Raw genomic sequence first — 26657 nt, 5'->3', positions numbered from 1 at the left:
CATTCTCGGGTTCGGCACCGCGACAAATTAACCGTTTCGCTCATGCCCTCAGCGCGGCGCGCCGGTAAGCTCCTCGCATGGCTGTCGCTGATCCCGAGTTGACCGCGCGGAGCACAGGCGTCCGCACCCATCGGCGCGAAGCCCTGGCGATCGCCATCGCGCTGTGCGTGCTGAACTTGATCCTGCTCGTGCGCGTCCACAATGAGGCCGAGGACAGCATCGGCTACCTCGAGAACATCCGCCGCGGCGTCGCCTCCGACATCTTCAACCCGTACCACCTCGTGCATAGCTGGCTCGGCTGGATCGCGTTTCGCATCGCCGATGGCGCAGGCTACGACGGCGGGCCGCTCGTGCCCGTGCAGGCGATGAACGCCGTGTTCGGCGCCGCCGGCATCGGGCTGCTCTGGTTGCTGATGCGCACCGCGGTCGATGGGCGGCTCGCCGCCGCTGCCGCGACCGGCGTCGTCGGGCTGTCGTACGGCTACTGGGCGTACAGCCTGGGCGCCGATGTCTACGCCTTCTCGGCCATGACGCTGATCCTCGCGCTCTTCGCCGCGTATCGCGCCGCGCTCGATCCTTCGCTGCCGCGGTTCGCGATCTTGGGGCTCGCGACGGGCGCGACGGTGCTGGCGCACAACACGAACGTGCTCTTCGGCGTCGTCGGCGTCACCGCGATCCTTCTTGCGACCCGGGATCCCCGGCTCATGCTCCGATTCGGCGCGGCATATGCGGCGGCCGTCGTGGTGATGGTGGTGCCCCTGTACCTCGTCGCGCTGGCCACAGTTGACGCCAACACGCCGTCGGAGGCGAACGAGTGGCTGACGGACTACGCCCAGTCCGGTGAGTGGGGCGTGATATCCGCACAGAGCGCGCCGAAGGCGGCGGTCGGCGCCGCCCGGGCGTTCGTCGGCGGACTCTCGGCCTTCGCGCTGGACGACGTCCGCGATCTCGCGGACCGTGCCTCCGGTAACCAGAGCCTGCGAGAAGAGACATACCTCGTGCGCGATTATCCGCGCGAGCTCGCTGTTGTGCTGCTCGCCGCTTCGGCGGCAGCCGTTGCCGCGCTCGCGCTGCTGGCGATGCGATGGCTCCGCCGCCCGGCTCTCGACCGGCCCGCGCGCACGCTGGCGCTGCTTTCGCTGGCGTGGCTTGTGCCGTACGCCGTCTTCGTCACGTGGTGGGAGCCCGTCAACCCGGAGTTCTGGATCGCCCTCTGGGTGCCCGCGGCGATCCTGATCGCCGTGCCGCTGGCAGGCGACGGCGCACGCGCGACCGGACTGGTCTTCATACTTCTTGGCGCGCTGTTCATCGTCAACCTGGCGGGCAACATCGCTCCGCAACTCACCGAAGAGAATGACTACTGGCGGGAACGGACAGCCTGGTACGAGTCGGAAACGTCGCCGGGCGATCTCGTCGTCACCAACGGCTTCATTCAGAGCGCGTACTTGCGGTACTTCGCGCACGCTGACGTGCTTGACATCGACGAGTGGGACATCGTCGAGACCAACGAGGCGCTCGAGGAGATCGACGATCTGATCCAGGCTTCTGACGCGAGCCGCGTACTGTTCTCGAAAGAGGCGTTCTTGCCGGCGTCCGACGAGTACTCCGACTGCCAGCCAGGCACGAGGCCTTGCCTGTACATCGCCGATGCGCTGCGTCAGCGCTTCGAGCCACGGTCGCGCGTCGTGTACGAGTCCGAGCTCGAGACGGTCTGGGAGCTCGTCGATCGCTAACCCCCGGCGGGCGCCGCTCACCGGCAGCGACCGTGCCGCGGCCGCCTCCCAGCCCGCAGTCAAGACACCGCCGGTGCCACGATGCCACGACGACGATAGACCCTCCAGCGCGCAGGTGTGCAGTATCGCCATGGCCATGGATGTAGGTTGAACTTGGGGCTGGGACCTCTCGCGCCGATTGTCCTCGGCAAGAAGATTGAGTCTATGACTGGCAAGTTACTTGCGTCCTTGGTACAATGGATTCGTATCTGAGCGAGAAGGGAACGACCGCTTTCGATGGCTGCCAATCTCTACGAACTGCTCGGCGTCAAGCGCAGCGCCTCCGAGAAGGAGATCCGCTCCGCCTACCGCAAGCTCGCCCGGAAATATCACCCAGACGTCAATCCGGGCGATGCTACGGCGGAGGCCCGCTTCAAGGAGATCAATGCCGCACACCAGGTGCTCTCGGACGCGGAGAAGCGCCGGAAGTACGACAAGTACGGCGAGAACTGGGAGCACGCGGACCAGATCGAAGAGATGCAGCGCCAGCGTGGACAGCGCACCTCCTACGGGAACGGCGCCGGCTTCCAGACGTTCGACGTCGACGACCTGGGCGAGCTGGGCGGCGTGTTCAGCCAGTTCTTCGGTCGTGGCGGCAGCACTCGCACGCGCACGGCGCCCCGGCGACCGCCAAGCATCGAGCAGGCCGTCGAGATCACGCTCGACGAGGCGTTTCACGGCACGACGCGTACGCTGGAGACCATGACGACCGAGGCCTGTCCGACGTGCGGCGGCGTCGGCGAGATCGCGGGGGCGACCTGCCACACATGCGGCGGCCTCGGCGAGGTGCAGAAGCCGCGGCGGCTGGAAGTGAAGATTCCCGCCGGCGTCACGAGCGGCTCGAAGGTGCGCATCGCGCGCGAAGGCCAGGCCGCTGCCGGCGGCCAGCGCGGCGACGTCGTGCTGCTTGTCGATGTGCGCAAGCACCCGCGCTTCGAGCGTACGGGCGACGACCTGCGCGTCGACATCGACGTGCCGCTGACGACGGCGGTGCTCGGCGGCGAGATCGCGGCGCCGACGATGACCGGCAAGGTGATGCTGAAGATCCCGCCGCTCACGCAGAACGGGCGCGTCTTCAAGCTCGCCGGGCTCGGCATGCCGAGACTGAACAAGGACGGACGCGGCGACCTGCACGCGCGCGTGCGCGTCCGCCTGCCGGAACAACTCGACGACCGGCAGCGCGAGCTGTTCGAACAACTCAGCGCCGCCGGCGTCTAAGGGAGTACGAGATGACCGGAGAGATGCGCAACGACATCTTCGACGATGACGATCCGTGCTTCGTCATATCGATCGCCGCCCGCATGGTAGGCATGCACGCGCAGACGCTGCGCCAGTACGAGCGCGTCGGCCTGGTCGAGCCGAAGCGCACGCGCGGCAACGTGCGCATGTACTCGCGCTCCGACGTCGCGCGGCTGTTGCAGGTGCAGCGGCTGATCAACGACCTGGGCGTGAACCTGGCGGGCGTTGAGGTGATCCTCCGCATGAACGAGCGGATGCAGCAGATGGAGCAGGAGATGGAGCGCCTGCGCAACGAACTGCAGCGCTTCCGCGACGGGCGCCTGCCGGCAAGGACGGACCGATAGAGACGGTAACCACGCGTAGAGCCTTTCGGGGACGAATACGGGGAGACAGACGACATGATGCGACAAGATAGATTCACACAGCAGGCGCAGGAAGTGCTCGCGGCCTCGCAGGACCTCGTGCGCACGCAGCGCCACTCGCAGTGGGATGTCGAGCACGTGTTGCTCGCGTTGCTGCAGCATCCCGATAGCCTCGCCAATCAGATCCTGGAGCGGGCTGGCGCCGACGTCTCGAAGCTGCGCGAGCGCGTGGTCGAGACGCTGTCACGCTCGCCGAAGCTCGCCTACGACGTCGTGCAGGTCTACACGACGCCCCGCATCGTCCGCATGCTCGAGACGGCGAACGCCGAGGCCGAACGCCTGCAGGACGAGTTCGTCGGCGTCGAGCACCTGCTGATCGCGATCGCCGACGAACGGGAGGGCGACGCGTCGCGGATCCTGCGCGACTTCAGCATCGACAAGGAACGCATCTACCGCGCGTTGCAGGACATTCGCGGCAGCGCGCGCGTCGATTCGCCGACGGCGGAGAGCCGTTACGGCGCGCTGGAAAAGTACAGCGTCGACCTGACGCAGGCCGCGCGCGACGGAAAGCTCGATCCGGTGATCGGACGCGACATGGAGATCAAGCGCGTCGTCCAGATCCTGAACCGGCGCACCAAGAACAACCCGGTCATCATCGGCGAGGCGGGCGTCGGCAAGACGGCGATCGCCGAGGGGCTCGCGCAGCGCATCGTCGCGGGCGATGTCCCGGAGAACATCCGCGACAAGCGCGTGCTCGCGCTCGACATGGGCTCGATGGTCGCCGGCGCGAAGTTCCGCGGCGAGTTCGAGGAGCGGCTGAAGTCCGTCATGGACGAGATCCGCCGCGCCGAAGGCGAGGTGATCATCTTCATCGACGAGATTCACCAGGTCGTCGGCGCCGGCGCCGCCGAAGGCGCGATCGACGCCAGCACCATGCTGAAGCCCGCGCTCGCGCGCGGCGAACTGCGCGTCATCGGCGCCACCACGCTCGACGAGTACCGCAAGTACATCGAGAAGGATCCGGCGCTCGAGCGGCGTTTCTCACCTGTGTTCCTCGATGAGCCGACGGTCGAACAGTCGATCGATATCCTCAAGGGGCTGCGACCAAAATACGAGGCGCACCACAAGGTGCGGATCACCGACGAGGCGCTCGTCGCGGCCGCGCGCCTGAGCGACCGCTACCTCACCGAGCGACACCTGCCGGACAAGGCGATAGATCTCATGGACGAAGCGTCGAGCAAGAAGGTGATCGAGCAGCAGTCGCTCACACCGGAGATTCGCGCGCTCAAAGAGCGTCTCGACGAGTTGAACATGGAGATCGAAACAGCCGCCGTCCGCCAGGACTTCGCGGCCGCGGCGCAGCTCCGCCAGGAAGTGCTGACGCTGCAGACCGACTACGACCGGCTCAAGGCAGAATGGCAACAGTCGCACGACAGCGCCGATATGACCGTCGCTGAGCATGACATCGCCGCGCTGATCGCGTCGATCACGGGCATTCCTGTCAGCCGCATGCTCGAAGGCGAAGCCGAGAAGCTGCTGCACATCGAGGAGACGTTGCACGGTCGCGTCATCGGCCAGGACAAGGCGATCGAAGCGGTCGCCGAAGCGTTGCGACGCGCCCGCGCCGGGCTCAAGGACCCGAAGCGGCCGATTGGCAGCTTCATCTTCCTCGGCCCGACAGGCGTCGGCAAGACGGAACTCGCGCGCGCGCTCGCCGAGTACCTGTTCGACGATGAAGAGGCGCTGATCCGCCTCGACATGTCCGAATATCAGGAGCGGCACACCGTTTCGAGGATCGTCGGCGCGCCGCCGGGATACGTCGGCTACGAAGAGGGCGGATCGCTGACGGAAGCCGTGCGCCGCCGCCCGTACCGCGTGATCCTGTTCGACGAGGTCGAAAAGGCGCACCCTGACCTGTTCAACCTGCTGCTCCAGATCCTGGAAGACGGCCGGCTGACCGACGGGCAGGGCCACACCGTCGACTTCCGCAACACGATCATCATCATGACGTCGAACCTCGGCACCGGCTCCGACGCACGCGGCCCCACCGGCTTCGCGACCCGCAGCGAGAACGACGGTCAGCGGTCGGTGCGGCAGGAACAGGTCGAGAAGGCGCTCCGCGAGACCTTCCGGCCGGAGTTCCTCAACCGTATCGACGAGATCATCATCTTCGAGCCGCTGACGCCCGCTGAGCTGCAGCAGATCGTCGACCTGATGATCAACGAAGTGCGCAACCGGCTCGAGGACCGCACGATCGACTTCGAAGTCACGCAGGCCGCGAAGGACGAATTGGTGAAAGAGGGCTACGACCCGACGTACGGTGCGCGGCCGCTGCGCCGCACGGTCCAGCGTCGCCTCGAAAACCCGCTCGCGCGGCACATCCTGGCCGGCGAGTTCAAGGAGGGCGACGTCGTCCGCGTCGACTACCGAGAGGGCGAGTTCACGTTCGAGAAAGCCGGCGCGCGCGCGAAGGCGGAGCCACAGCCCGTTTCGGCGTAACCGGAACGAACGGCAACACGAGGAGCGGCGGAGCAATCCACCCCTCCTTTCGTCTCCCGCGGCACTGGGGACGTACAGCCGCACGCCGTACGAGGCTGCACTACCATCAATACAAAAGTTGGTTCGATACGGCCCACGCGGAATGCACGAGATCAATGAGCGAGACGGGGTACTCGGTGGCTGGACGAACGTGCTAGTTGTGTGGATCTGCGTGGCGATCGGGTGGCTTGTCACACTCCGTTGGGCCCTCATCTACAACGGCGTCATCCGCGGAAGCCAGGGGGGGATCGCGCTATCTTGGAGCCTTCTTCGCGGCGATCGGGCTGGGATCAGTCGTAACGATGATATGGTACGAGAAATTCGATCCTGGCTTGGTTGCCGTCGCTGTTTCGGGAATCGGGATTGCCGCGTGGAGCCTTGTTGACGAAGGCTCAACTAGAACCGGCGCTCCGCGCGAGCGGGCTCGTGAGAACGCGTACGTCTCCTTCGCATTGTCGTCCTTTTTTACGATAGTTCTGCTGATCGTGACGATCGCGTAAGAGGCAAACTGATGAATGTCCGGCGCCGGCTCGTTGTTATCACGCTCTCTGCAATAGTTGTTCTCGCGCTCGGCCTGTCGTTTTTCCGGTGCGAGTCAACGGAAAGCGAGGCACGGACCACATCTACATCGGCTGATGCAGATACTGGCTCCGGGCTCCCGATGCGGTAGCACGCGTTTGGGCCGCGCGCGCGGTTCCGCAAGCATGAAAAAGCTGGTTCAATGCCACGCGCATCCATGGCCCTCACCCGGGGCGATCAGGGGAGGTACCTTTGGCAGTCGGACTCAAGCGCGTCGATCACGTCAGCATGGCGGTCTGGAAGATCGACGACTCATTGCCCTTCTTTACGGACATCTTCGGTTGGAAGGAAGCCGGCCGCTTCCGCAACGACGAGGCGGGCTTCGCCGGCGTCGTGCTCGACGTGCCCGGCCCCGACGGCCAGCGCCAGATGCAGTGGGAAATCCTGGAGCCGATCGGCGACGACAGCTTCATCGCCAAGTTCCTGCGTGAGCGCGGCCCCGGCCTCCACCACGTCACGCTCGAAGTCGCCGACGCCGACGGCGCGGCGTCCGACCTGCGCGCGAGCGGCATCGAGCCGTTCGGCGGGCCGCGCGTCAGCTACGACTGGAAGGAGATGTTCGTACACCCGAAGGCGTCCGGCGGCGTCCTATTCCAACTCTACGAACAGTTGCCGGAACCGCCTGAAGGCAACGCCAAGGATCACGCCTGACTCAACTCCCGCTCGTACACAACGACCGGCAACGGACCGGCGGTGTAGCGCTGCGTCTCGACGAGTTCGTGGCGGCGCGCGAACGTCGCTATTGCCAGATCGCTCGCTTCTTCGCGCATCCACAGGGTCTCCGCACCGACGGCGCGCGCTTCGGACAGCATTCGAGCGAACGTCTGGTTGCCCGGCGCGCCGTTGAGCCGCTCGGGGCTCATCACGACGAAGAGCCGCCAGCGTCCGTCGTCTACGTCCTCCTCGATCGCGCCGTACCCCACGACGGCGCCATCCTCCTGGACGACGTACTGCCGGCGGCGGCGCGATAGTTCATCAAGAGAGCGACGCGCGTCGAGCCATTCGCGATTGTCGTCCGCTGCGTTCGGAAGCGCTTCATGCGCGACGCGCCCGATCTGGATCCAGTCAGAGGGCGCGACCGGTCGAAACAGCACAGTCATGGTCATCCTCCCACGAGCTGTCCCCCCACGTAGGTGTCCTGCACGCTCAGTGCATCATCCAGCAACACGAAGTCCGCGGCCAGCCCCGGCTCGACCGCGCCGTAGCGCATGTCAAGCCGCATGGCGCGCGCCGCGTGCGTCGCGGCCATTGCGACCGCCGTCTGGAGCGGCACGCCCAGGTGCTGAACGGCGTTGCGCACCGTCTGGTCGAGGGTGATCACGCCGCCGATGATCGTGCTGTCGGCGACGCGCACCGCCTTGCCCCCCTCGACGCGGATCGCCTGCCCCTCCCACTGCGCCTCGCCATCCCCCGTGCCCGCGAGCGTCATGCCGTCCGTCACCAGGACGATACCCTGCGCCCCTTTCGCCCGCAGCAGCACGCTCGCCGCGGCGTAATCGACGTGCGCGCCATCGCCGATCAGTTCGGCCGTGACGCCGTCGGAGGCCATGATCGCGGCGAGACATCCGGGGTCGCGATGCGAGAACGGCCGCATCGCGTTGAAGCAGTGCGTCACGTGCGTGCAGCCCAGCTCGAACGCGTGCATCGCCTCGTCGTACGACGCGTCGGTGTGCCCTATCGCAGCCACTGCCCCGGATGCCAACACAGCCTCGATGAGCGCGTCGCCGCCCGGCAACTCCGGCGCGAGCGTCACCTGCCGCACCTGCTTGTCCGATGCGGCGACAAGCTCCCAGTACTCGTTGACGTCGGGCGCGCGCAGCCATTGCGGCGGGAACGCGCCTTTCCGCGCCGGATTGATGTACGGGCCTTCGAGATGAAAGCCCAGCACGCGCGCCGCCCCCGGTTCGCACCCGACGACCGGCGCCAGCGCTTCGAGCCGCCGCACGATCTCCGCGTGGTCCCGCCCCGACGTGCTGACCAGGAACCCCGTGACGCCGCGCCGCGCGGCCCACCGCGCGTACGCGCGTACTTCGTCCGGGTCGTCCGTCATCAGCGAGTGTCCGCCGCCGCCGTGCACGTGTACGTCGATCAGCCCCGGCGCGAGATAGCGCCCGCCGCAGTCGATGACCTCCGCGTCGTGCGGGATCGGGCAGGCGCCGATGTGCACGCCGCCGATTACGCCGTCACGGACGACCACGCAGCCTTCGTGGATCCGCGTCTCGAACACGATGCGGGCGTTGACGAACGTCTTTACCTGCATGGCCGGTTCACTTCTGGCACGTTCGGCACCACGTCGTCACGCGGTCGTTCGGCGTGATCTGCGCCAGGTACGAGCCGCAACGCGGACAACGCCCCTCGTCGGAATTGCTGCGGTCGCCGCCGCCTTTGCGGTGCACCTTCAGGTGTTCGCGCCACTCTTCGTAATGCAGCGTGTCGCGAAAGTGCTCGTGCAGGATCGGGATCGCCCAGTCCATCGTCTCGCCGATCGCGCGGTACACGTCGCCGATCTCCTCGTCCGACATCGCGCTGCGTTTCCGAAACGGGTCGATGCGCGCGCGGAACAGGATCTCGTCCGAATACGCGTTGCCGATGCCGGCGATGAACTTGTAGTTCGTCAGTACGTTCTTGATCGCGCCCGTGTGCTTGCGGATCCGCTTCCGGAAGTCCTCTTCCGTCACCGCGAGCGCATCCGGCCCCATCTCGCCGAACGTCGGCACGCTCGCCACCTGGTCGGCCGCCACGACGTACACCTTTCCCATCACGCGCTGATCGGCGTACCGGATCTGCATCCCGTTCGCGAGAGAGATCGTGAAGACGAGCTTGCCCTTCTTCTTCTCGGAGGGGTGCACGTAGAGAAACCGGCCCGTCAGCATCGGATTGACGACCATCACGTAGTCGTCGGCGAGCGCGAAGAGCAGGAACTTGCCGTACCTCTCAATGCCGGTGATGCGGTTGCCGGTCAGTTCCGCCGCGAAGTCGGCGGCGCCTGTGCGGATGACCGGCGTGATCATCACCTCCGCGCCGGTCATCTCGACGTCGAGGATGCGCTCGTTGAAGAACGACCGAATGGCTTCCAGGTCGGGGATCTCCGGCATGGAGCAACCGTATCACGGCGCCGTGACCGCCCGATAGGAGCGCTCGCATGGCCGCGGTTGTTGTCGTAGGCTGCCTCCATCGCTCAGCACGAGGAGGGGATTGTCATGCCGGGTCCGCTCGACGGCGTCAAGGTGATCGACTTCACAGTGTTCCAGCAGGGGCCGCAGGCGACGCTGATCATGGCCGATATGGGCGCCGACGTGATCAAAGTCGAGCCGACTGTCTTCGGCGACCTCGGCCGCGTATTGGCATTGACGGGCGAGAATCGCTTCAGCGCTTATCACCTCGCGCACAATCGCGGCAAGCGCAGCATCACGCTCAATCTCAAGATCGAAGCGGCGCGCGACGTCGTCCGCACGCTCATCCCGCGGATGGACGTGATGGTGCACAACTTCCGCCCCGGCGTCATGGAGCGCCTCGGTCTGGGCTACGACGATCTACGCCCGCTAAACGAGACGATCATCTACGCGCACGCCTCCGGTTGGGGCCCCGCTGGCCCGAAGGCCGAACATCCCGCCTTCGACATCGCCGCCCAGGCGCGCGGCGGCCTCATGTCGGTCACCGGCGAGAAAGACGGCGGCCCGCTGCCGGCCGGCGTCGCGATCGCCGACTACATCGGCGCTGTGAACCTCGCGCTCGCCGTCACCGCCGCGCTCTACGCGCGCAAGACCACCGGCGCCGGCCAGCGCATCGATACGTCGCTGTTCGGCACGCAGATCGCGGCGCAGGCGTGGGAATTGCAGTACTTCATCCTCAGCCGCAAACCGAACCGCGGCGGCCGCGGCCACTCCTACCTGCCGACGATCTGGCGCACGTTCCAGACCTCCGACGGCTGGGCGGTCGTCGGCGGCGTCGGTGACGATCGATGGCCGGCGTTCTGCCAGGCCGTCGGCATGCCGGAGTTGGAGCACGACGATCGCTTCGTCAACGCAGGCGTGCGCCGCAACAACCTCGAAGTCCTCTACGAACTGCTCGACGATAAGTTCCTCGCGAAGACCACGCGCGAGTGGATCGACGTCCTGGAATCGCACGACATGATCTGCGGCCCCGTGCAGGACTACGAACAGCTCACAGCCGACGCGCAGGCGCTCGCCAACGGGTACCTCGTGGACGTTGAGCACCCCTCGAACGGCACGACGCAGGTCGTCGGCGCCCCGTGGCGCTTCAGCGAAACGCCGGCGCACATCGCGGCCGCCGCGCCCGAACTCGGCCAGCACACCGAGGAGATCCTGCTGTCGTCAGGCTATTCCTGGGACCAGATCACGTCCCTCCGCGAAGCCGGCGCCATCTAGTGCATACTGACGCCCCGTCATTCAGAGCGAAGCGAAGAATCTCCATCACGACAATCGCCTTCGCCTACACCCACCCGCCGAGCCCGTCATTCAGAGCAACCGAATCGCCGCTCCCGTCATTCAGAGCAACCGAATCGCCGCTCCCGTCATTCAGAGCAAGCGAAGCGCAGCGAAGAATCTCCTCGCGGCGACCAAGTCCTCTCCCTCGATTACTCCCGGAACCAGATCGTCCCTCCGCGAAGCCGGCGCTATCTAACGCGCGGCGTGGCGCAGACTTTCAGCCCGCGACTCACGCACCACGAGACCGAACGCAACCTCACCCGCCCACAGGCGACAATATGTCAGACTGATCGCGGCGACTGGCGACTGACTACGAAGGACTCACCACTGATGCGCAAGATCTTCGACATCCACATGCACTTCCCGCGCAACTGGGAGAAGCCCGACGCCGACCCGGCGCCGCTCGTCGAGAACCTCTACGAGCATGCGATCGCCGCCGGCGTCACGAAGGCGAACCTGCTGTGCGGGGGCCGCTTCGGGCTGTCGTACGAGGATTCGATGAAGTACGCCCGCCAGCACGAGGATCTGTGGATCCCGTCCGCCATGGTCGACCCCGAGGTCACCACCCCCGAGCAGGTGCGCGAACTCGTCGGGATCGGCTACCGCGGGCTGAAGATGATTGGCGTCAAGCGCGACTACGACTGCGAAGATTACTTCCCGATGTACGAGGAAGCCGAGAAGCAGGGCCTGCCGATCCTCCTGCATATGGGCGTCATCGGCGGCGGACTCGACTACTCGCTGACGCACCCGCGGCGCAGCCAGGAAGCGCGTGACGTGTACCGCCGCTGGGAGCAGATGGCGGCGCCGCGCAACATGTCCGCCATGCGCATGCGGCCCTTCCACCTCGACACGATCGCCAACAACTTCCCCCGCCTGCGCCTGATTGGCGCCCACCTCGGCGGCACCGGCAACTACGACGAGGCGGCGTCCGTCGCGCGGTGGCGCCACAACGTCTACTTCGACTTCAGCGGCGGCACCATGATCGAACGGCACGCCGTCGAGCGCCGCCTGATCGGCCACGAGATCGGCTTCGAGAAGCTGATCTTCGGCTCTGACACCGCCCCCGAGAAGATCGGCCAGCACGTGCGCCGATGGGACACCATCTTCGACCTGCTCGAAGTCGACGACGACTGCCGCGAGCGCCTCTGGTGGCTGAACGGCGCCGAGATCTACGGCCTCGAAGCTCCGTCCTGGGCGAAACGCTCCCGCAAGCGCACGACAGCGGTCCGCGTGACGACGAACGGTGCAAAACCAACAAAGCCCGCCGCAAAGAAAACAAAGCCCGCGCCATCGCGCCCCCGCCGCTGATCACCGCCGCACCTGCCAGGTGATGCGCCCGTCTAACCGGGAGATGCGTCGTCACGCACCGCCGTCGCCGCAGAACCGGCCAACATTTGCCTCATCTGTCACATCTGCGGATACCGTATCCCGCGTCGGCACGCCCCGGAACGCCGTCATCCCGAGCCGCAGCGAGGGATCTCTCCGCCCATTCACGCGCCACAAGTTGTACGGGCAAGCCGCGTCATAGTCGATCAACAACAGCCTTTCTTTATCTGTTGCCTGCGGACGCCGATCCCAGTCGTCCCAACATCTGTCCCATCTGTTACATCTGCGGACGAGCCACTCCCAGTCGTCCCAACATCGGTCCCATCGGCTACATCTGCGGACGAGTCATTTCCCGCCCCCGCCCGAGTCCTGCGGACGTACATCTGTGCCAATCTGTGTCCAAAGCTTCCCAGCCACCCACCAGCGACCAACCACCAGTTTGACACCTGTTCGAAGCCACGGTTAAGATCGCCTGTCGCTGGACGGCTCGGTTCGTCCCCTCCCGGGACGCTCGCACGTCGTCGAGGCACCTTCCTATGGCTACATCTCCTACGCTCGAGCGGAGCGTCCCGCCACTCCACGATGGATCGTCTGGCCTGCAGCAGACCCGGGGTGCATCCCGCGCCGGGCGCATCCCGCTTCTCGCCATCGTCTTCGGCATCGGCCTGGCGATGTTCATCTCGCTCGATCCGGTGCGGCCGTGGATCCTCCTCGCGCTCACCGCCATCGTCGGACTCGGCGCCGATGGCATCATCCGATCGCATCCGCGCGCGCAGTTTCACACGATCGCCGATACGGCGCCGTATCTCTTCGTGCCGGTGTTGTTCACGCTTTCGGCGGGGCTCTTTCTTGAAGATGTCATCCTTGGCTACTGGCAGATCCCGGCGGTCCTCGGCGCGACCGTGCTGATGGCGAGCGCGCTCTATGCCGAGCATTTGTCCGTCGAGCCGGAACACGCGCAGTTCCCGATGGCGCGCTTCGCACTCAACGTCATCACGTATCTCACCGCATTCGGCTTCTATGCGGTTGTGTACGGCTTCGACGTCGACCTGCTGCCCGCCGCGTTCACCGTCGGCATGATCAGCATGCTGCTCTCGATCGAGATCTTTCGCGAGGCCGAGGCCGATCCGATCCGCGCGCTCGTGTTTGCCGCCGTCATCGGCGTCATCGTCGGCGAAGCGCGGTGGGTGTTGTACTTCATCCCGCTCGAAGGCTTCCTGGCGGGCGTCTTCATCCTGCTCGTCTTCTACCTCACGACGGGCGTCATCTCGCATTACCTCGCCGACCACCTCGACCGCGCGGTGCTCCTCGAGTTTGCGATGGTCACCACGGCAGGGCTCGCCATTGTCATTGGCGGACGCGTGCTCGCGTAGCCCGCTGGCGCGATCGGTCTAGCGCGCGCTCAGGCAAAGGTCGAATAACCGGAAAGACGAACAGCCCGCTCATCCTGATCCGTGCGCATCGCCCGCGCGCTCCCACCCCTCCGCACCGCGAAGCAGTGCGCGTTGCCGGTTGATCTCTCCCGAGTGATAGAGGTCGTGGTTCATCACGATGCTCATCAGTTGCGCGCGACGCATCGGCAGGCGCCACGGCGCCGGGCGCTCGACGCTCAACTCCGCGTCGTCTTCGAGCGCGGCGAGGCCTCCCGCGAGCAAGCGGTGGCCCTCGTCCAGCCAGTCGAGCACCGGCTTCATATCCAGCGGCGGCAGCCTGATATCGCCCCACTCGAGCGACGCATCGCCGAACGCGCGGTCGGCGTACATGAACTTCGCGCCCGCGACGTGCAGCGTGATGTCACAGATCGAAAGCTCCGGCTGCGTCCCGAACTCGTCGACGCTCCAGCTCGCCGGGCGCACGCTCCATTCTTCGGGCCGCACGCTCTCGACGTTCTTGCGCAGCGCATGGAACGGGTCGCCGCGATAGGCGGCCTCCATCTGCGCGACGAGCGTTTCGATGGCGATGCGAGTCATACGCGGGAGCCTACAGGCGGCGGCGGTTGCAATGCAATATCCCGCCCACGCACGGCCCGCTCCATCGACGACGAACGGCTACTATGTCGCAACGGTCACGTAGCATCGAAGTTTGCCTTGTCGACGCTATCCCCACGTCGTGCTCAAGTAACGCCAGTTCCGACCACCGACAACCCGGGCACCGACGCCTCATTGCTCGTCCGGCGCCTCATACCCGCAGGACTCCACTCGAAGCCGCCCGCCAGGAACCGCCCGAGGTGCGCCTGCTCCGCGAACAGCAGATGCCGCACGTTCTCGATGATCGACCAGTCACCGTTAGCCGGCCGCCTCGCGAGCGCACCCGGATTCTTCGAGCGCAGCAGCGCGCGGAGCCGCCCCCGCGCCCGGTCAACCTCCGACACCAGCGCCGCGACGTCCTGCTGGCTCATGCCGCCGTCCACTCACTCACCGCGCGATCGACGAAGCCTACCAGCGCCCGCCACCTGGCACCGTTCGACACAAATTCGGTCCGAACAACCAAGCGTTTGCCGTGATATGATCGGGTCTGGGTCGGGCGTGGCCCGCCGCGGTCGCGCACCTGACCGCGGGCTACTCCGGCGCGAACGCAGTGCTCGCCTATGTGTGGCGACGGCAGGAAGTCGGACGTTATCTGCGTTAGCGAACACCTTTGCACGTGCTTACCAGGAGGACGAGGCGATGAGTGATCTGAAGGAAACCGTTGAGCGTATGCTCGCGGTCTACAACCGCCACGACGCGGCCGGCTTTGCCGCCTGCTTCGCCCGGGACGGCGTGCTGCGCGTGGTCGCGACCGGTGAGGTCAACGAGGGCCGCGAGCAGATCCAGGCCGGGAGGGAGGTGGTCTGGCGCGCGTTGGACTACACGCTCGAGCCCCGCGGACTGTACGAATGCGGCGAGCACGTGTGGCTCGAATGGACGATGACCGGAACCAACGTGGGAGAGTGGATGGGCATCCCGCCGACCCACCGCCGCGTGGAGGGGCTGCTCGGCTGCTCGCATTTCACGTTCGGCGCCGATGGGTTGATCGCGCAGGATGACGTCTACTTCGACTCTGCGACGCTGCTGCGTCAGCTCGGTTTGTTGCCGGAACCGGAAGCCGCTCAACCCGCCTGAGCCGCGATGAGGGCGCGCACCGTATTTCTGGCACTTCTAGGATGAGAACATGAAAAAGCCGGGCGCGAGCCAGGGCCAGCCGGCATCGGAGCTCATCTCGAAGAGAATCGCCGAACTCGGGGACTGGCGCGGGGAAACCCTCAGCAGAATGCGCAAGCTCATCAAGCAAGCAGACCCGGACGTCGTCGAGGAATGGAAGTGGATTGGCACGCCGATTTGGTCGCACGACGGCATCATCTGTACGGGCGAATCCTACAAGAATGTCGTGAAGCTTACCTTCGCCAGGGGCGCGTCCCTGAAGGATCCGGCCCGTCTCTTCAACTCGAGTCTCGACGGAAACACACGCCGCGCGATCGACATCCGCGAAGGCGAAGAAGTCGACGCGTCCGCCTTCAAGGCGCTCGTTCGCGAAGCGATCGCGGGCAAGGCGAAACCTTCGAAGAAAGCGAAGTCCTGAGCGATAAGGCGGCGATGTATTCGATAACCGCTTCGTTGAAGCGGCTTCACGCCTCTGCTACGATCCTCACTCTGGGCGGGGCGTAGAACCGCCCATGTGGCGCACTTGACTGGGGGCTACCGCAGCGCTAACGCGGTGCTTGCAAGCTACACCCCATCGAAGTTTCCCTCAGGTTAGGTACTATTCTGCACGGTCCCGAAAGGGGGACCGTTTCCGCCATGGCGATTTTAGACACGCTCTCGAAACGGCTTGCTCGGGCTGCCAGTGCCGGAAAGGCCGACGTTTACCAGTACGACAAACTGCCGATCGCGTTCCGCGTACAGGTTTGCCATATCTGGGTGGCGTCAATCGGGCCCTTCGTGGCTCCCGACCGCTATTTGGGCTCGGCCCCGTGCTCGATTGCTTGGGTCGAGATCCATAACGCGTTCGCAAGGGAGCAGGGCGTATTTGAGCTGGATCCACGCTCGGGACAGGATCCGTTCTTGCAGTGTCAGAACTTCCTTCTCAAGGCGGAGACCCTTCCTGCGCTCGACTTGATAGAGCTGACGTTTCAAGCGATTCCCATCGCGTGGGAGCGATGGTCTTCCGCGGCCAGCGCTTTCCAACGGCATGACTTCAACGTCACGCAGTCTCCAATTGAGGCGATTGCGGAACTCAACATCCGTTTTCGAGAGCACGCCATCGGCTATCGATTCGAGAATGGCCAGTTGATCCGCATCGATTCGCAGTTCATCCACGGCGAGGTCGTGACCCCGGCCATCAGGCTCCTACACGACGCCGCTTTCCGCGGCGCCAGCCAGGAGTTCTTGAAGGCGCATGAGCACTATCGCGCCGGCCGTTACAAAGAAGCCATCAACGAGGCGCTGAAGTCCTTCGAAAGCACGATGAAGACCATCTGCGACAATCGCGGATGGCGCTACCAGCCAAACGTAACCGCCCAAGGGCTGATTGATCTCGTATTCAAGAACGGGCTGATTCCAGTCGAGTTGACGAGCCAATTCACGGCATTGCGGTCTTTACTAGAAAGCGGCTTGCCCACCATTCGGAACAAGCAAGGAGCGCACGGACAAGGAGCCACGCCGGTCGCCGTGCCAGACTACCTGGCAGCCTACGCCCTGCATCTCGCCGCATCGAATATCGTTGTCCTTGTGAGTGCCCACCGACGTCGGTGAACGAATCAGCAGTTTGGTGAAAATTCATGACCGACCAGTACAACGCGGGCAAGAGAGCCCTTGGCGAGATCCTCACAACGACGAGCGCCAAGATCGAGGTCCCTCAATGGCAACGCGATTACAGCTGGGAAAGCACTCAGGTGGAGCAATTTTGGACGGACCTGGTCGTATTTTCTGACCAGCACCCCGGCCAGAATCTGAACAAGCACGAATATTTCCTCGGCTCCATGGTGCTCGTCGAGGACGACAAGAATACAAACCTGTTACTCGATGGACAGCAGCGTCTTGCTACTGCAACGATTCTTCTCTCAGTTATTGCTTCGTACCTCGTTGAGTACGACCAAAATGCATCGACGCGCCTCCGGCAGAAATACATCGTCGATTATGACGACGCAAGTAAGGAGAACCGCTACACGGTTACTCTGAGCGTCTTTGATCGCGAGTTCTTTCGCATCGCCATTCAAGACGGGCAGCCGGACGCCATCGCGCCCGAGTATTACTCCCACAAACTCATCAAGCACGCGCGTGACTACTTCACAACTAAGTTTGAAGAGCAATACACCAAGCTTGGTCGCGGAGAGCCGGCGAAAGATTGGGCATTGCGGATTCGACAGGTCCTAACAGATCACATGTCAGTCGTCGTCGTCTCATCGCTAGACGAAGATAGCGCCGCGACAGTTTTCGAAACGCTCAACGACCGCGGAATCGGCCTGTCAAACGCCCGACCTTCTCCCGCAGCCTGCTTCTCCGCCGCGCCATCGAGACCGATCGAGACACCATCATCGAGTGCTGGAGAGACATTCTCGAAGTGTCCGAGGTCGGTGATGTGAACGAATTCCTCCGGCACTATTGGCTGTCCCACCACGGTGATGTCAAGACCAGATCACTGTATCGCGCGATGAAACTCACGATCTTAAATGAGAACATCAGCTCCCTCGACTTCTCCCGCGAGTTACAGCAGACGGCAATCCTCTACCGAGATGTGCTGGCGGGGAAAGACGCGAGCAAAGAGCCTGATGTCGAGGTGTCAAATCTTCTCTCCTCGATTCAGACGCTCGGCGCCAAGCTCTTGCTCCCCGCGATCATCAGCGCCTACGAAGCAGACCCCGCAGAAGGACAGCTGAGATCGTTGTTAAGATGTCTGACCTCGCTATACGTACGCCACAACGTGATAGGTTCTCTCGAGAACAGTCGCCTCGAAACCGAAGCCTACTCCCTTGCTAAGGACCTGCGCGACAAGCGCGATTTCGCCGCAGCGTCAGCACGCATCAAGGTATTTGCTCCCTCCGACACGGAATTCGAACAGTCGTTCAGTACCGCCCAGGTGTCGAGGCAGGCGAGCGCCCGTTACGTGTTGAAGGAACTTGAATTGCAGAAACGACGCACTCGCGAGTTGACGGTTGAGACGCCGGCGAAGGTTCACGTCGAACATGTGTATCCGCGTGCTCCGGACGCCCCCAAGTGGCCAAACCACAACAACATCATAAACCGGCTCGGCAACCTCACCTTGTTGGCGGCACCAATCAATATGTCGATCAAGAACAAGAATTTCGCCGCGAAGAAACCGGAGCTAGCAAAGTCTGACCTGGTGCTCACGCAAGAAATTGCGGGCCGCGACCAATGGTCGATTGATGAAATCAACGCACGGCAAGCCGACCTGGCTAAGACCGCGCTGGCGATTTGGCGTCTGGACTGACAACGTTCCGCAGCCGGCGTGCGCTCGGATCATGTGTGTCAATCAGATGATCCGTCAGCTCGACTAACTCACCATGCTCACTGACTACCAGTCGAGTACGCCTACTGAAAGCCGGGATCGCTCGCCGCTAGGCAGAAAGGTCGATGTTCGTTCCTCCATCGACCTTCGGTCGTCCAGCGTGGGTGCAACGACCCGCCGAGTCAAAAGGCAATCGCAAGGTAAAGTCATGGACCTGGTGAGCGCTACACCCCAGCGTTTGAGAGGCCACCAGCCCCATGCTACGATCCCCACTCTGGGCGGGGCGTAGCGCAGCCCGGTAGCGCACCTGACTGGGGGTCAGGAGGTCGCAGGTTCAAATCCTGTCGCCCCGACCATCTCCATTCGCCCGTAGACGGTCCTCGAACCCCGATTCCCGGGTCCGGCAGAACGTCGCTTCGGCGCTGCGAGCGGCGCCCGGGCATCGCTGTTTCATTGGCGACGAGAGGGAAGTCCCGTGAGAGCCTCCACCTGGCGCAACGCCGTCAACGCACCCGGCGAGTCGCTGCCGCTCGCGGCGATCTTCGCGACGGTGCTGACGTGGGGCATCGTCAGCCCGGTCATCAAGACCGCATCGCTCGATGGCCCGGCGCTCGCGTTCTACCGCCTCTCGATCGGCGCCGTCGTGTTGCTCGTCGTCGTCCGCGCGACCGGGACGACGCTGCGCACGCCGTCGTGGCGGCTCGCCGTGCTCGGCGGCGCGCTCTTCGGCGTCAACGTCATCCTCTTCGTGCTCTCGATCAAGCTCACCACCGTCGCCAACGCGACGCTCATCGGCGCGCTGCAGCCCGCGATCGTGCTCGTGGTCGCCGGACGTTGGTTCGGCGAGACGGTGAGCCGCCGCGAGATCACGTGCGTCGCGCTCGCCATCGCCGGCGTCGCCATCGTCATTCTCGGGTCGGCCGGCACGCCTGAATGGAACATCCTCGGCGACTTCCTCGCCGTGCTCGCCGTGCTGACGTTCACCGCCTACTTTCTGATCACGAAGCGCGTGCGCGCGACGAGCGGCACGCTCGGCTACATGGCCCTCGTGCACCTCGTCGCGACGGTCGTCGCCACGCCCGCCGTGCTCGCGCGCCCCGGCAGCCTCGGCGGTCTCGACGTCCGCGATGTGCTGATCGTGCTGTTCTTCGCGCTCATCTCGGGCACGCTCGGGCAGATGGTGATCGGCTGGACGCATCGCTTCGTCGACGTCTCCGTGTCGTCGCTGTTGCTGCTGGGCGTGCCGGTCGTCGCCGCCGTCTCGGCGTGGCTCATGATCGATGAGCCGCTCGGGCCCGTGCAGATCGCCGGCGCGTCGGTGACGCTCGTCGCCATCGGCGCGATGGTATGGCGCCGTCCCCCCGCCGAGCCGGAGGACGTCATGGTCCCCGCCGCCATCGCCGCCGAATGACTGCAGTCTCAACCACTCTGTTGTCTGTTGTCTGTTCTCGATATCCGCCCATCTTTGCTGTTTGCTGTTTGCCGTTGACCGTTCCCCCAACCACGCGCCTGCGCCATGATGTGACCGCGGACCGCCTGTTGTATCGAGGACGCCATGCGCACCAGCCTCTTCTATCTCCCGTCCATCGGCTCGCGCGCCGAGATCGAGCAGGGCATGGCGGGCCTGCGCGGCGACCTCTACGAGCGCATGCTCGACGAACTGCGCGAACAGGCGCAGGCCGCCGACGACCTCGCGTACGATTCCATCTCCTTCACCGAGCATCACTTCCACGTCGAAGGCTTCGAGCTGTCGAACAACCCGGTGATGCTCGACCTGTTCGTCGCCATGCAGACGAAGCGCATTCGCGTCGGGCAGCTTGGCGTCGTGCTGCCCGCGCACAACCCGATCCGCGTCGCCGAAGACATCGCCATGCTCGACCATATGAGCGGCGGTCGCGCGAATGCCGGCTTCGCGCGCGGCTACCAGCGCCGCTGGGTCGACACGATGGCGCAGCAATTGCACGGCATCCACGGCGCGACGCCCGGCCAGCACGACGCCATCGATGCGGCGAACCGCGAGGCGTTCGAAGAGCACTTCCGCATCATCAAGAAGTGCTGGACCGAGGACATGCTCGACTTCCAGGGGCGCTACTGGCGCATTCCCGCCGAAGGCACGCCGTGGGACATCGAGGCGACGCGGCTGTGGGGCGGCGGCGTCGAAGACGGCGTCGTCACGCAGGTCGGCGTCGTGCCGAAGCCGCTGCAGAAGCCGCACCCGCCGATCTTCCAGCCCTTCGCATCGAGCGAGAGCACTATCCGCTGGTGCGCCCGCGAAGGCGTCACCGCCGTCCTGCCGCCGATGTACCTCGCGCTGCAGGACCAGCTCTATGCGTCGTATCGCGAGGAGGCGCTGGCGCACGGCCGCGCGCTCGAAACGGGCGAAGGCCTCGGCGTGCTGCGCGACGTCCTCGTCGCCGATACGGACGAAGAAGCGCTGGAGCTCTGGAGCCGCGGCGGCGCGTTCTGCGGCGCGGCGTGGTTCTCGCCGTTCCACTTCGGCGACGTGCTCGTCGAGCCGGGGCGCACCGACCGCCTGACGCCGCAGGAGATGATCGAGCGCGGCATGCTGCTCGTCGGCAGCGTCGACACGGTCACGCGCTCGCTCGAACGTCTCGTCGCGGACACGCCGGTGCAGTGGCTGTTCGCGTGGACGTACAACGGCCTCGTCCCGCACGCGAACATCATGCGGTCGATCGACCTCTTCGCGCGCAAGGTGCTGCCGCGCTTCGAAGGCGCGCGCTAGCCGAAATCACACGCGCACGACATGTGTCGATGTACGGAAGTGGTTTCATGTGCCGTACGCGGCGGATCGCCCCCCGCGAGGATCGGCGGCTGCACGTAGCGCTTGTGCTGCCAGATCACTACGCCGCGATCGACGGCCGCCCGGCGAGCAGCCGCTCCAGTTCCGCCGGCACGCGCGCCTGCCCCAGCGCCTCCTCGCGCGTGATCGCCATGCTCGCGACGAGTTCCGCCAGCGCCTGGTCGAGCGTGCGCATGCCGAGCGCCGCGCCGGTCGCGATCGTGGTCGATATCTGGTGCGACTTGGCTTCCCGCACGAGATTGCGGATCGCCGGCGTGCCGAGCATCACCTCGCAAACGGCGATCCGCCCGTCGCCACTTGCGGCCGGCACCAGCACCTGCGAGATCACGGCCTCCAGCACCATCGAGAGCTGCAATCGGATCTGCTGTTGCTGGTCACTGGGAAACGAGTCGATGATGCGGTCGATCGTCTGCGGCGCATCGGGTGTGTGCAACGTCGCGAATACGAGGTGCCCGGTCTCCGCCGCGGTGATCGCCGATGCCATCGTGTCCAGGTCGCGCATCTCACCGATCAGGATCACATCGGGATCCTGCCGGAGCACATGACGAAGAGCTTCGCCGAACGACCGTGTGTCGCTGCCGACTTCGCGCTGATTGATGATGCTTCGCTTGTTGCCGTGCAGGTACTCGATCGGATCTTCGACGGTCACGATGTGGCGCGCATCGCGCTCATTGATGCGGTCGATCATCGCGGCGAGCGTCGTCGATTTGCCGCTGCCGGTGGGCCCGGTGACGAGCACAAGCCCGCGTGGAAGCTGCGTCAGGCGGTCGCACACGCGCGGCAGCGACAGCTCCTCGATGGAGGCGATGCGGCTGTTCACCAGCCGAAACGAGAAGTACAGCGACCCGCGTTCGTACGCCACGTTGACGCGGAACCTGCCGATCCCGTCCACGTCGAGCCCCTTGTCGAGTTCGCGCTGCGCGTCGAGCCGTACACGCTCGCTTTCCGACGTGATCGCCTCGAGCGCGGTCGCCAACGCATCCGGCGTGAGCGGCGCCGCCGTCGGGTGCGCTTGCAGCGCGCCGTTCCGGCGCATGACGGGCGGCGTGCCCGACGCAAGGTGCAAGTCCGAGGCATTCTCGGACACCATCCAGATCAACAGATCGTGAAGCGTCATCGCGCGACCTCGATCGAAAACACGCCGCCGCCCGCCGCCGGCGCGAACGAAGCCAGGCGCGCGGAAGGAAATCCGCCCGCTCCGGCAAGTGTCTCCGCATAGGCGATCGCGTCGAGCGGGCCCGCAGCCACGCCTTCGACGCGCAGCGCGTTCGGCTCGCCCACCAGGTGCGTGATGCGCGCGCCGGAGGGCAGGAACCCCCAGCCGAATACCATCGAGAGTTCTTCGTGCAACGGACGCTGGCCTTGCTGCAGCGCGTGACGCTCGGCCGTGAGCGACGCGGCGTTCTTCGTTGCCTCGTCGATCTCGATGCTGCGCGCGCGCGCCTGTATGAACTCCAATTCGAGGCTCTTCAGGTGTTTCTGCGCCTCCTCTGACCGGTGCTGCATCGTCGCGGCCCGCGCCTCGATGTTTTGCGCGTGGATTGCGAGCGGCACGAGACCGCTGATCGCCAGCAAGAACACCGCCGCGATCGCCGCCGCGCGGCCGGAGACCTCCGTCGGTCGTTCCGACGCCGGCAGAAGGTTGAGGTCTACGATCGCCGTCGCCTGCCCGCTCACGCTGCCACCTCCTTCAGTGCCAGCCCGATGTTCGCCGCGAAGCGCACGGACTGGTCCTCCGGATCGACGGAGACGCGAAGCGGCGGCATGGCGACTTCGTGCCCCGTGGAAAGCGTGACTTGCTCGGCCAGGATCGCGCGCCGCGCCGCGCCGCCGACAAATGAGATCGGCAGCGACGGGACGATGTCATCGTCTCGATGCGAGTCGCAATAGAACTTGAGCGTGCGCGCCAGTTCCGCCGCCATCTGGTCCTTCCATGCCTCGTCGTCTTGCGGCGCCATCGCGACGTGACGTATGACCAGCGGGATCCCGTCGCGAATGATGGCGATCTCGATCTCGCCGTCTTCGACGTTCGCGACCACCGCGTCGCTCGCGCCGATCGCGCGCGAGGCGGCGATCACGCGCAGGTCAACCGCGTCCGGCGCCAGGCCGGCCGCACGCACCGCCGCGACGTGCGAATCGAGCACATCCCGCGGCGCGCCGGCGACGAACACCCGCGTCTTACCCTCGTGCTCCGCCCCGATCGCCCAGCTCACGCGTGCGTTGTCCGCCAGCATCGGCATCTCGCGCCGGATCTCGCGTTCGATGACTTCGTCGAGTTGCGCGCCCTTCACCGCCGGCACGTCGATCTGTCGAAAGAGCGAGCGTTGCGCCGGGACCGCGACGATCACACGCATCATGCGGCCCGCCGGGGGCCCCGGCACTGCGCGCAGGATTGCCCCCGCGCTCACCGGATCGGTGATCACGGCGTCGCGCACGAGGTGCTCGGGCAGCGGCGCTGATCCGATCGTGTCGATGCGCCCATGCGCGCCAGCGGTCCAGCGCACATCGCGCTCGTGGAAGGCAATAGTCAGCACACGCCGCCGCAAGATCTCACGCAGGTTCATGGCGCCGCTCCCGCGACGGGCGTCGCATCATCGATCGCGGTGTACACGCTGAAGACAATGTCAGCTTGCGCGCCGCCGGACGCATGCATCTCCAACGACGTAAGCGTGGCGATCATCGCGGGGTCGGCGGTGTGCATCTGGTTCAGAAAGTCACCGATGCTACCCGTGCTGCCATCGACGGTGATCCGGATCGCCTGTACGTCGTAGGTCGCCGTCTCCGATTTCATCTGCGACGGATCGATGCGCGCCACGCCCGTCACACTGACGCCCGAGGCCTGCGCGCGCCTGACGAGCAACGCCGTCGCCGCATCCGACGCGGCATCGATCGTGCTGGGCTCCATCAATGCCTCGGCCTGCTTGAGCGAGGCGTTTGCGGCGGCGAGTTCGGCCTTCAGCGCTTCCAATTCAGACGGCGGCGCTTCGATCAGTGTCAGCGTGTCGGCGTAGAGCCGCTCGGCGGCGGCCTCATCGCGACCGGCGTTGTAGATGGCCGCGAACAGCGACGTGTACACGATTGCGATGCTCGCCGCCGCGATCGCGAGCATGTAATGTACCGGGATCCGCAGCACCGGCTTGTCGTCCGAAAGCGACGAGAGGAAACTGCGGCGCGTCAGTTGAGTTGCCACGAAATCACCCTCACCCCGCTATATCCCGCGATCAGCCGCGCAATCGTGCTGCGGCTGCCGATGATCGAACGCGCCTCGTACGTCGCCGCCGGCACAGAAAGCTCGATCGTGCCGTCCGTTGCCGCGGCGGTGCTGATCAGCAACTGCTGATCGCCCGCCGCGCCCAGCGACAAGTCGACGCCGTACGGCGAACCGCCGAACACGGGCTCGGCGCCCGGGGGCAGCACGCACGCCGCGGCCGCCGGCAGCACGGCAACCCACACCTGACCCGCATCGACGCTGATGCGCGCGGAGAGCGTGCCCGCCTCGGAGGCCGAGAAGGTGTAGCACCGGTCACCACCTCCGTTCTGCCAGGCCGGACTCTGCACCTCGATGCCGCCCGCAGACGCTACATAACGGATCTCCGTCTGGGGAAACGCCATCCCGTTCAACGTCGCGGGGAACGGCTGCAGCGGCGTGTCCGTGAATGAAGTGTCGGTGGTCAACCGCGGGTCGGCCATTAGGCGCCACCCTGACCACTCGATGCCGGCGTCCATGCTGTAGCGCTCCTGCGCTCGCGTGCCTACCACGCTCGCCGCCCGCGATCCGGTACTGGCACCGCGCAGCGGCTGCAAGCGCTAACTTCCCGCTGCCGTCGCTTCTTCCGTGAACGTCTGCCGGTCGTTGAGCACGCGAAACGTCGCCGATGCCATGATCGCCGTCACGATGCAGACCGCGATGCCCATCGCGATCAGCGTCGGCCGCTCGCCCACTGCGTCCGCGAGGAAGCCGATCGGCAGCGCGATCACGCCAAATCCAGCGAATGCCATCATCGTCAGCGACATCACCCGCCCGTAGTACTCCGTCGATGCCTCGCGCACAATGACGGCGTTGTTCAGCGTCTGGAACGCACCGCTCGTCAGTCCCACCACGAACATCGCGACCGCCGCGATCAGGACCGTCGGCGCCATGCCCGTCAAGATCAGCGACACCCCGAATCCGACGCAACCGGCGACGATCACCTGTGGCGCCCGTGTCGAGTCCGCGATCTGCGCGACGAGCAGGCTCGCGATTAAGCCGCCGATCGCCATGATCCCCATCAGCAGTCCGAACGTCGAGGTGTCCGAGCCGAGGCTGTTCTCGACGAATGCGGGCATGATCGCGATGAATGGAAAGCCTGCGAGCATCACGAACACGAACTGCAGCACCAGCGCCCGCAACCGCGGATTGTTTGCCACGTAGCGCATGCCGATCAACACGTCCTCCATCAGGCCGATGCCCTCGCCGCCGGCGCGACTGGGCGCTGCCGGGAGCAGCGCCAGCGTCACCATCGCCGCCAGGTACATGACGCCCATGACGAGATACGTGCCCGTCGCATCGATGAATGGCACGGCGAGCAGCGCCGCCGCCAGGAATGGCCCTCCGACGCGCCCTGCGTTGAGCGCCACCTGCTGCAGGGCGACGGCGTTACCCCGGCGATCCGCTTCGACCAGGTACCCGACGTATGCCTGACGCGCCGGCCCCAGCAGCGAGAACATCGTGCCGATGACGAACGACCCAACGCTCAGCGCGAGGATCGAGATCGCGTCGAGGCCGATCAGCACGCCTGTGACGAAGAAGACGGCGCCGATCACCGCCTGCGACACCACGAGCAGCATGCGCTTCGACATGCGGTCGGCGAGCGCGCCCCCGAACGGCGCCAGCAGCACCATCGCGATGCCCTGCCCGAACACGACGGCGCCGACGTCGCGGTTGTTCCCCGTAAGGTCGAAGGCGACGGCGCTCTGGGCGATAGTCGACATAAAAAAGGCCACGAACGCGAGCATCGACCCGAGCCAGAGCGTCCGGTAACCGCGATTCTGCAGGGCGTCGAAGGTGCTGGCCGACCAGCGGCGGAACATCGGGATCACGAATTCACTATCAGTCAAGCCGCAGCGCCGCGCCAGCGGGTGCGCCGTG

At 65.3% G+C, this 26657-nt stretch carries 26 protein-coding genes and 1 tRNA gene; 16 read left to right on the top strand and 11 right to left on the bottom strand.

Annotated features, from left to right (window positions below):
- Positions 1 to 77 precede the first annotated feature (77 nt).
- The 5 genes from WEB52_08450 to WEB52_08430 all read left to right on the top strand — a co-directional run bounded on the left by WEB52_08450 (position 78) and on the right by WEB52_08430 (position 7141).
- Positions 78 to 1733 carry a glycosyltransferase family 39 protein gene (locus WEB52_08450; GenBank protein ID MEX2226464.1) on the top strand — a complete coding sequence of 552 codons (1656 nt, stop codon included), beginning with the start codon at positions 78 to 80 and terminating at the stop codon, positions 1731 to 1733.
- Between the two features lie 276 nt (positions 1734 to 2009).
- Positions 2010 to 2990 (top strand): J domain-containing protein, encoded by a 981-nt coding sequence (locus tag WEB52_08445; protein MEX2226463.1) that lies wholly within the window; start codon positions 2010 to 2012, stop codon positions 2988 to 2990.
- An 11-nt stretch (positions 2991 to 3001) separates the two neighbouring features.
- Entirely contained in the window at positions 3002 to 3355 is a 354-nt protein-coding gene (locus WEB52_08440; GenBank protein ID MEX2226462.1) for a helix-turn-helix transcriptional regulator, read from the top strand.
- 57 nt (positions 3356 to 3412) lie between these two features.
- The gene (locus tag WEB52_08435; GenBank protein MEX2226461.1) at positions 3413 to 5872 is read left to right on the top strand and encodes an AAA family ATPase; all 2460 of its coding nucleotides are present in this window, start codon (positions 3413 to 3415) and stop codon (positions 5870 to 5872) included.
- 810 nt (positions 5873 to 6682) lie between these two features.
- The gene (locus WEB52_08430; GenBank protein MEX2226460.1) at positions 6683 to 7141 is read left to right on the top strand and encodes a VOC family protein; all 459 of its coding nucleotides are present in this window, start codon (positions 6683 to 6685) and stop codon (positions 7139 to 7141) included.
- Here WEB52_08430 and WEB52_08425 read toward each other — a convergent pair.
- The 3 genes from WEB52_08425 to WEB52_08415 are packed head-to-tail and all read right to left on the bottom strand — an operon-like array spanning position 7132 to position 9585.
- Positions 7132 to 7590 (bottom strand): hypothetical protein, encoded by a 459-nt coding sequence (locus tag WEB52_08425; GenBank protein MEX2226459.1) that lies wholly within the window; start codon positions 7588 to 7590, stop codon positions 7132 to 7134. The genes WEB52_08430 and WEB52_08425 overlap by 10 nt on opposite strands.
- A gap of 2 nt (positions 7591 to 7592) precedes the next feature.
- Entirely contained in the window at positions 7593 to 8750 is a 1158-nt protein-coding gene (gene nagA, locus WEB52_08420) for an N-acetylglucosamine-6-phosphate deacetylase (protein ID MEX2226458.1), read from the bottom strand.
- Positions 8751 to 8757: 7 nt separating this feature from the next.
- A complete protein-coding gene (locus WEB52_08415; protein MEX2226457.1) occupies positions 8758 to 9585 on the bottom strand; it encodes a DNA-formamidopyrimidine glycosylase family protein in 828 nt (275 codons plus the stop codon).
- A gap of 105 nt (positions 9586 to 9690) precedes the next feature.
- Between WEB52_08415 and WEB52_08410 the strand changes: the two genes are divergently transcribed.
- The 3 genes from WEB52_08410 to WEB52_08400 all read left to right on the top strand — a co-directional run bounded on the left by WEB52_08410 (position 9691) and on the right by WEB52_08400 (position 13637).
- On the top strand, positions 9691 to 10878 hold the full coding sequence (locus WEB52_08410; protein ID MEX2226456.1) for a CoA transferase: 1188 nt from the start codon (positions 9691 to 9693) through the stop codon (positions 10876 to 10878).
- A gap of 390 nt (positions 10879 to 11268) precedes the next feature.
- The gene (locus WEB52_08405) at positions 11269 to 12246 is read left to right on the top strand and encodes an amidohydrolase family protein (GenBank protein MEX2226455.1); all 978 of its coding nucleotides are present in this window, start codon (positions 11269 to 11271) and stop codon (positions 12244 to 12246) included.
- A 554-nt stretch (positions 12247 to 12800) separates the two neighbouring features.
- Positions 12801 to 13637, top strand: coding sequence for a hypothetical protein (locus tag WEB52_08400; protein ID MEX2226454.1), 837 nt, complete (start codon positions 12801 to 12803; stop codon positions 13635 to 13637).
- A gap of 69 nt (positions 13638 to 13706) precedes the next feature.
- On the opposite strand, the gene WEB52_08395 is transcribed toward WEB52_08400, so the two are convergent.
- Together WEB52_08395 and WEB52_08390 are read right to left on the bottom strand one after the other, a co-directional pair.
- Entirely contained in the window at positions 13707 to 14234 is a 528-nt protein-coding gene (locus WEB52_08395; protein MEX2226453.1) for a DinB family protein, read from the bottom strand.
- 143 nt (positions 14235 to 14377) lie between these two features.
- Positions 14378 to 14662, bottom strand: a complete 285-nt coding sequence (locus WEB52_08390; GenBank protein ID MEX2226452.1) for a DinB family protein — start codon at positions 14660 to 14662, stop codon at positions 14378 to 14380.
- Positions 14663 to 14930: 268 nt separating this feature from the next.
- Here WEB52_08390 and WEB52_08385 point away from each other — a divergent pair, with 268 nt between their 5' ends.
- The 8 genes from WEB52_08385 to WEB52_08350 all read left to right on the top strand — a co-directional run bounded on the left by WEB52_08385 (position 14931) and on the right by WEB52_08350 (position 21451).
- A complete protein-coding gene (locus WEB52_08385; GenBank protein MEX2226451.1) occupies positions 14931 to 15365 on the top strand; it encodes a nuclear transport factor 2 family protein in 435 nt (144 codons plus the stop codon).
- Between the two features lie 49 nt (positions 15366 to 15414).
- On the top strand, positions 15415 to 15822 hold the full coding sequence (locus WEB52_08380; protein ID MEX2226450.1) for a DUF1801 domain-containing protein: 408 nt from the start codon (positions 15415 to 15417) through the stop codon (positions 15820 to 15822).
- A 218-nt stretch (positions 15823 to 16040) separates the two neighbouring features.
- Positions 16041 to 16994, top strand: a complete 954-nt coding sequence (locus WEB52_08375; protein ID MEX2226449.1) for a hypothetical protein — start codon at positions 16041 to 16043, stop codon at positions 16992 to 16994.
- A gap of 26 nt (positions 16995 to 17020) precedes the next feature.
- Entirely contained in the window at positions 17021 to 17824 is an 804-nt protein-coding gene (locus WEB52_08370) for a DUF262 domain-containing protein (protein MEX2226448.1), read from the top strand.
- Complete coding sequence (locus tag WEB52_08365; protein ID MEX2226447.1) at positions 17803 to 18690, top strand: HNH endonuclease family protein; 888 nt, start codon at positions 17803 to 17805, stop codon at positions 18688 to 18690. The genes WEB52_08370 and WEB52_08365 overlap by 22 nt, the downstream gene beginning before the upstream one ends.
- A 297-nt stretch (positions 18691 to 18987) precedes the next feature.
- Positions 18988 to 19064 (top strand) — tRNA-Pro (locus tag WEB52_08360).
- A gap of 119 nt (positions 19065 to 19183) precedes the next feature.
- The gene (locus tag WEB52_08355; GenBank protein MEX2226446.1) at positions 19184 to 20119 is read left to right on the top strand and encodes a DMT family transporter; all 936 of its coding nucleotides are present in this window, start codon (positions 19184 to 19186) and stop codon (positions 20117 to 20119) included.
- Positions 20120 to 20263: 144 nt separating this feature from the next.
- Positions 20264 to 21451, top strand: a complete 1188-nt coding sequence (locus tag WEB52_08350; protein MEX2226445.1) for an LLM class flavin-dependent oxidoreductase — start codon at positions 20264 to 20266, stop codon at positions 21449 to 21451.
- 118 nt (positions 21452 to 21569) lie between these two features.
- On the opposite strand, the gene WEB52_08345 is transcribed toward WEB52_08350, so the two are convergent.
- Genes WEB52_08345 through WEB52_08320 form a run of 6 tightly spaced genes read right to left on the bottom strand, consistent with a single transcriptional unit; the run spans position 21570 to position 26626 of the window.
- Positions 21570 to 22646 carry a type IV pilus twitching motility protein PilT gene (locus tag WEB52_08345; protein MEX2226444.1) on the bottom strand — a complete coding sequence of 359 codons (1077 nt, stop codon included), beginning with the start codon at positions 22644 to 22646 and terminating at the stop codon, positions 21570 to 21572.
- A complete protein-coding gene (locus WEB52_08340; protein ID MEX2226443.1) occupies positions 22643 to 23206 on the bottom strand; it encodes a hypothetical protein in 564 nt (187 codons plus the stop codon). Before WEB52_08340 ends, WEB52_08345 begins: the two co-directional genes overlap by 4 nt.
- A complete protein-coding gene (gene pilM, locus WEB52_08335; protein ID MEX2226442.1) occupies positions 23203 to 24093 on the bottom strand; it encodes a pilus assembly protein PilM in 891 nt (296 codons plus the stop codon). Before pilM ends, WEB52_08340 begins: the two co-directional genes overlap by 4 nt.
- The gene (locus WEB52_08330; GenBank protein MEX2226441.1) at positions 24090 to 24719 is read right to left on the bottom strand and encodes a hypothetical protein; all 630 of its coding nucleotides are present in this window, start codon (positions 24717 to 24719) and stop codon (positions 24090 to 24092) included. Before WEB52_08330 ends, pilM begins: the two co-directional genes overlap by 4 nt.
- The gene (locus tag WEB52_08325) at positions 24704 to 25288 is read right to left on the bottom strand and encodes a hypothetical protein (GenBank protein ID MEX2226440.1); all 585 of its coding nucleotides are present in this window, start codon (positions 25286 to 25288) and stop codon (positions 24704 to 24706) included. Before WEB52_08325 ends, WEB52_08330 begins: the two co-directional genes overlap by 16 nt.
- A 48-nt stretch (positions 25289 to 25336) precedes the next feature.
- Complete coding sequence (locus WEB52_08320; protein ID MEX2226439.1) at positions 25337 to 26626, bottom strand: MFS transporter; 1290 nt, start codon at positions 26624 to 26626, stop codon at positions 25337 to 25339.
- Positions 26627 to 26657: the final 31 nt, after the last annotated feature.

This window comes from Dehalococcoidia bacterium (assembly GCA_040902535.1).
Lineage (GTDB): Bacteria > Chloroflexota > Dehalococcoidia > DSTF01 > JACRBR01 > JBBDXD01.
This window is presented reverse-complemented; position numbering and strand designations above follow the sequence as displayed.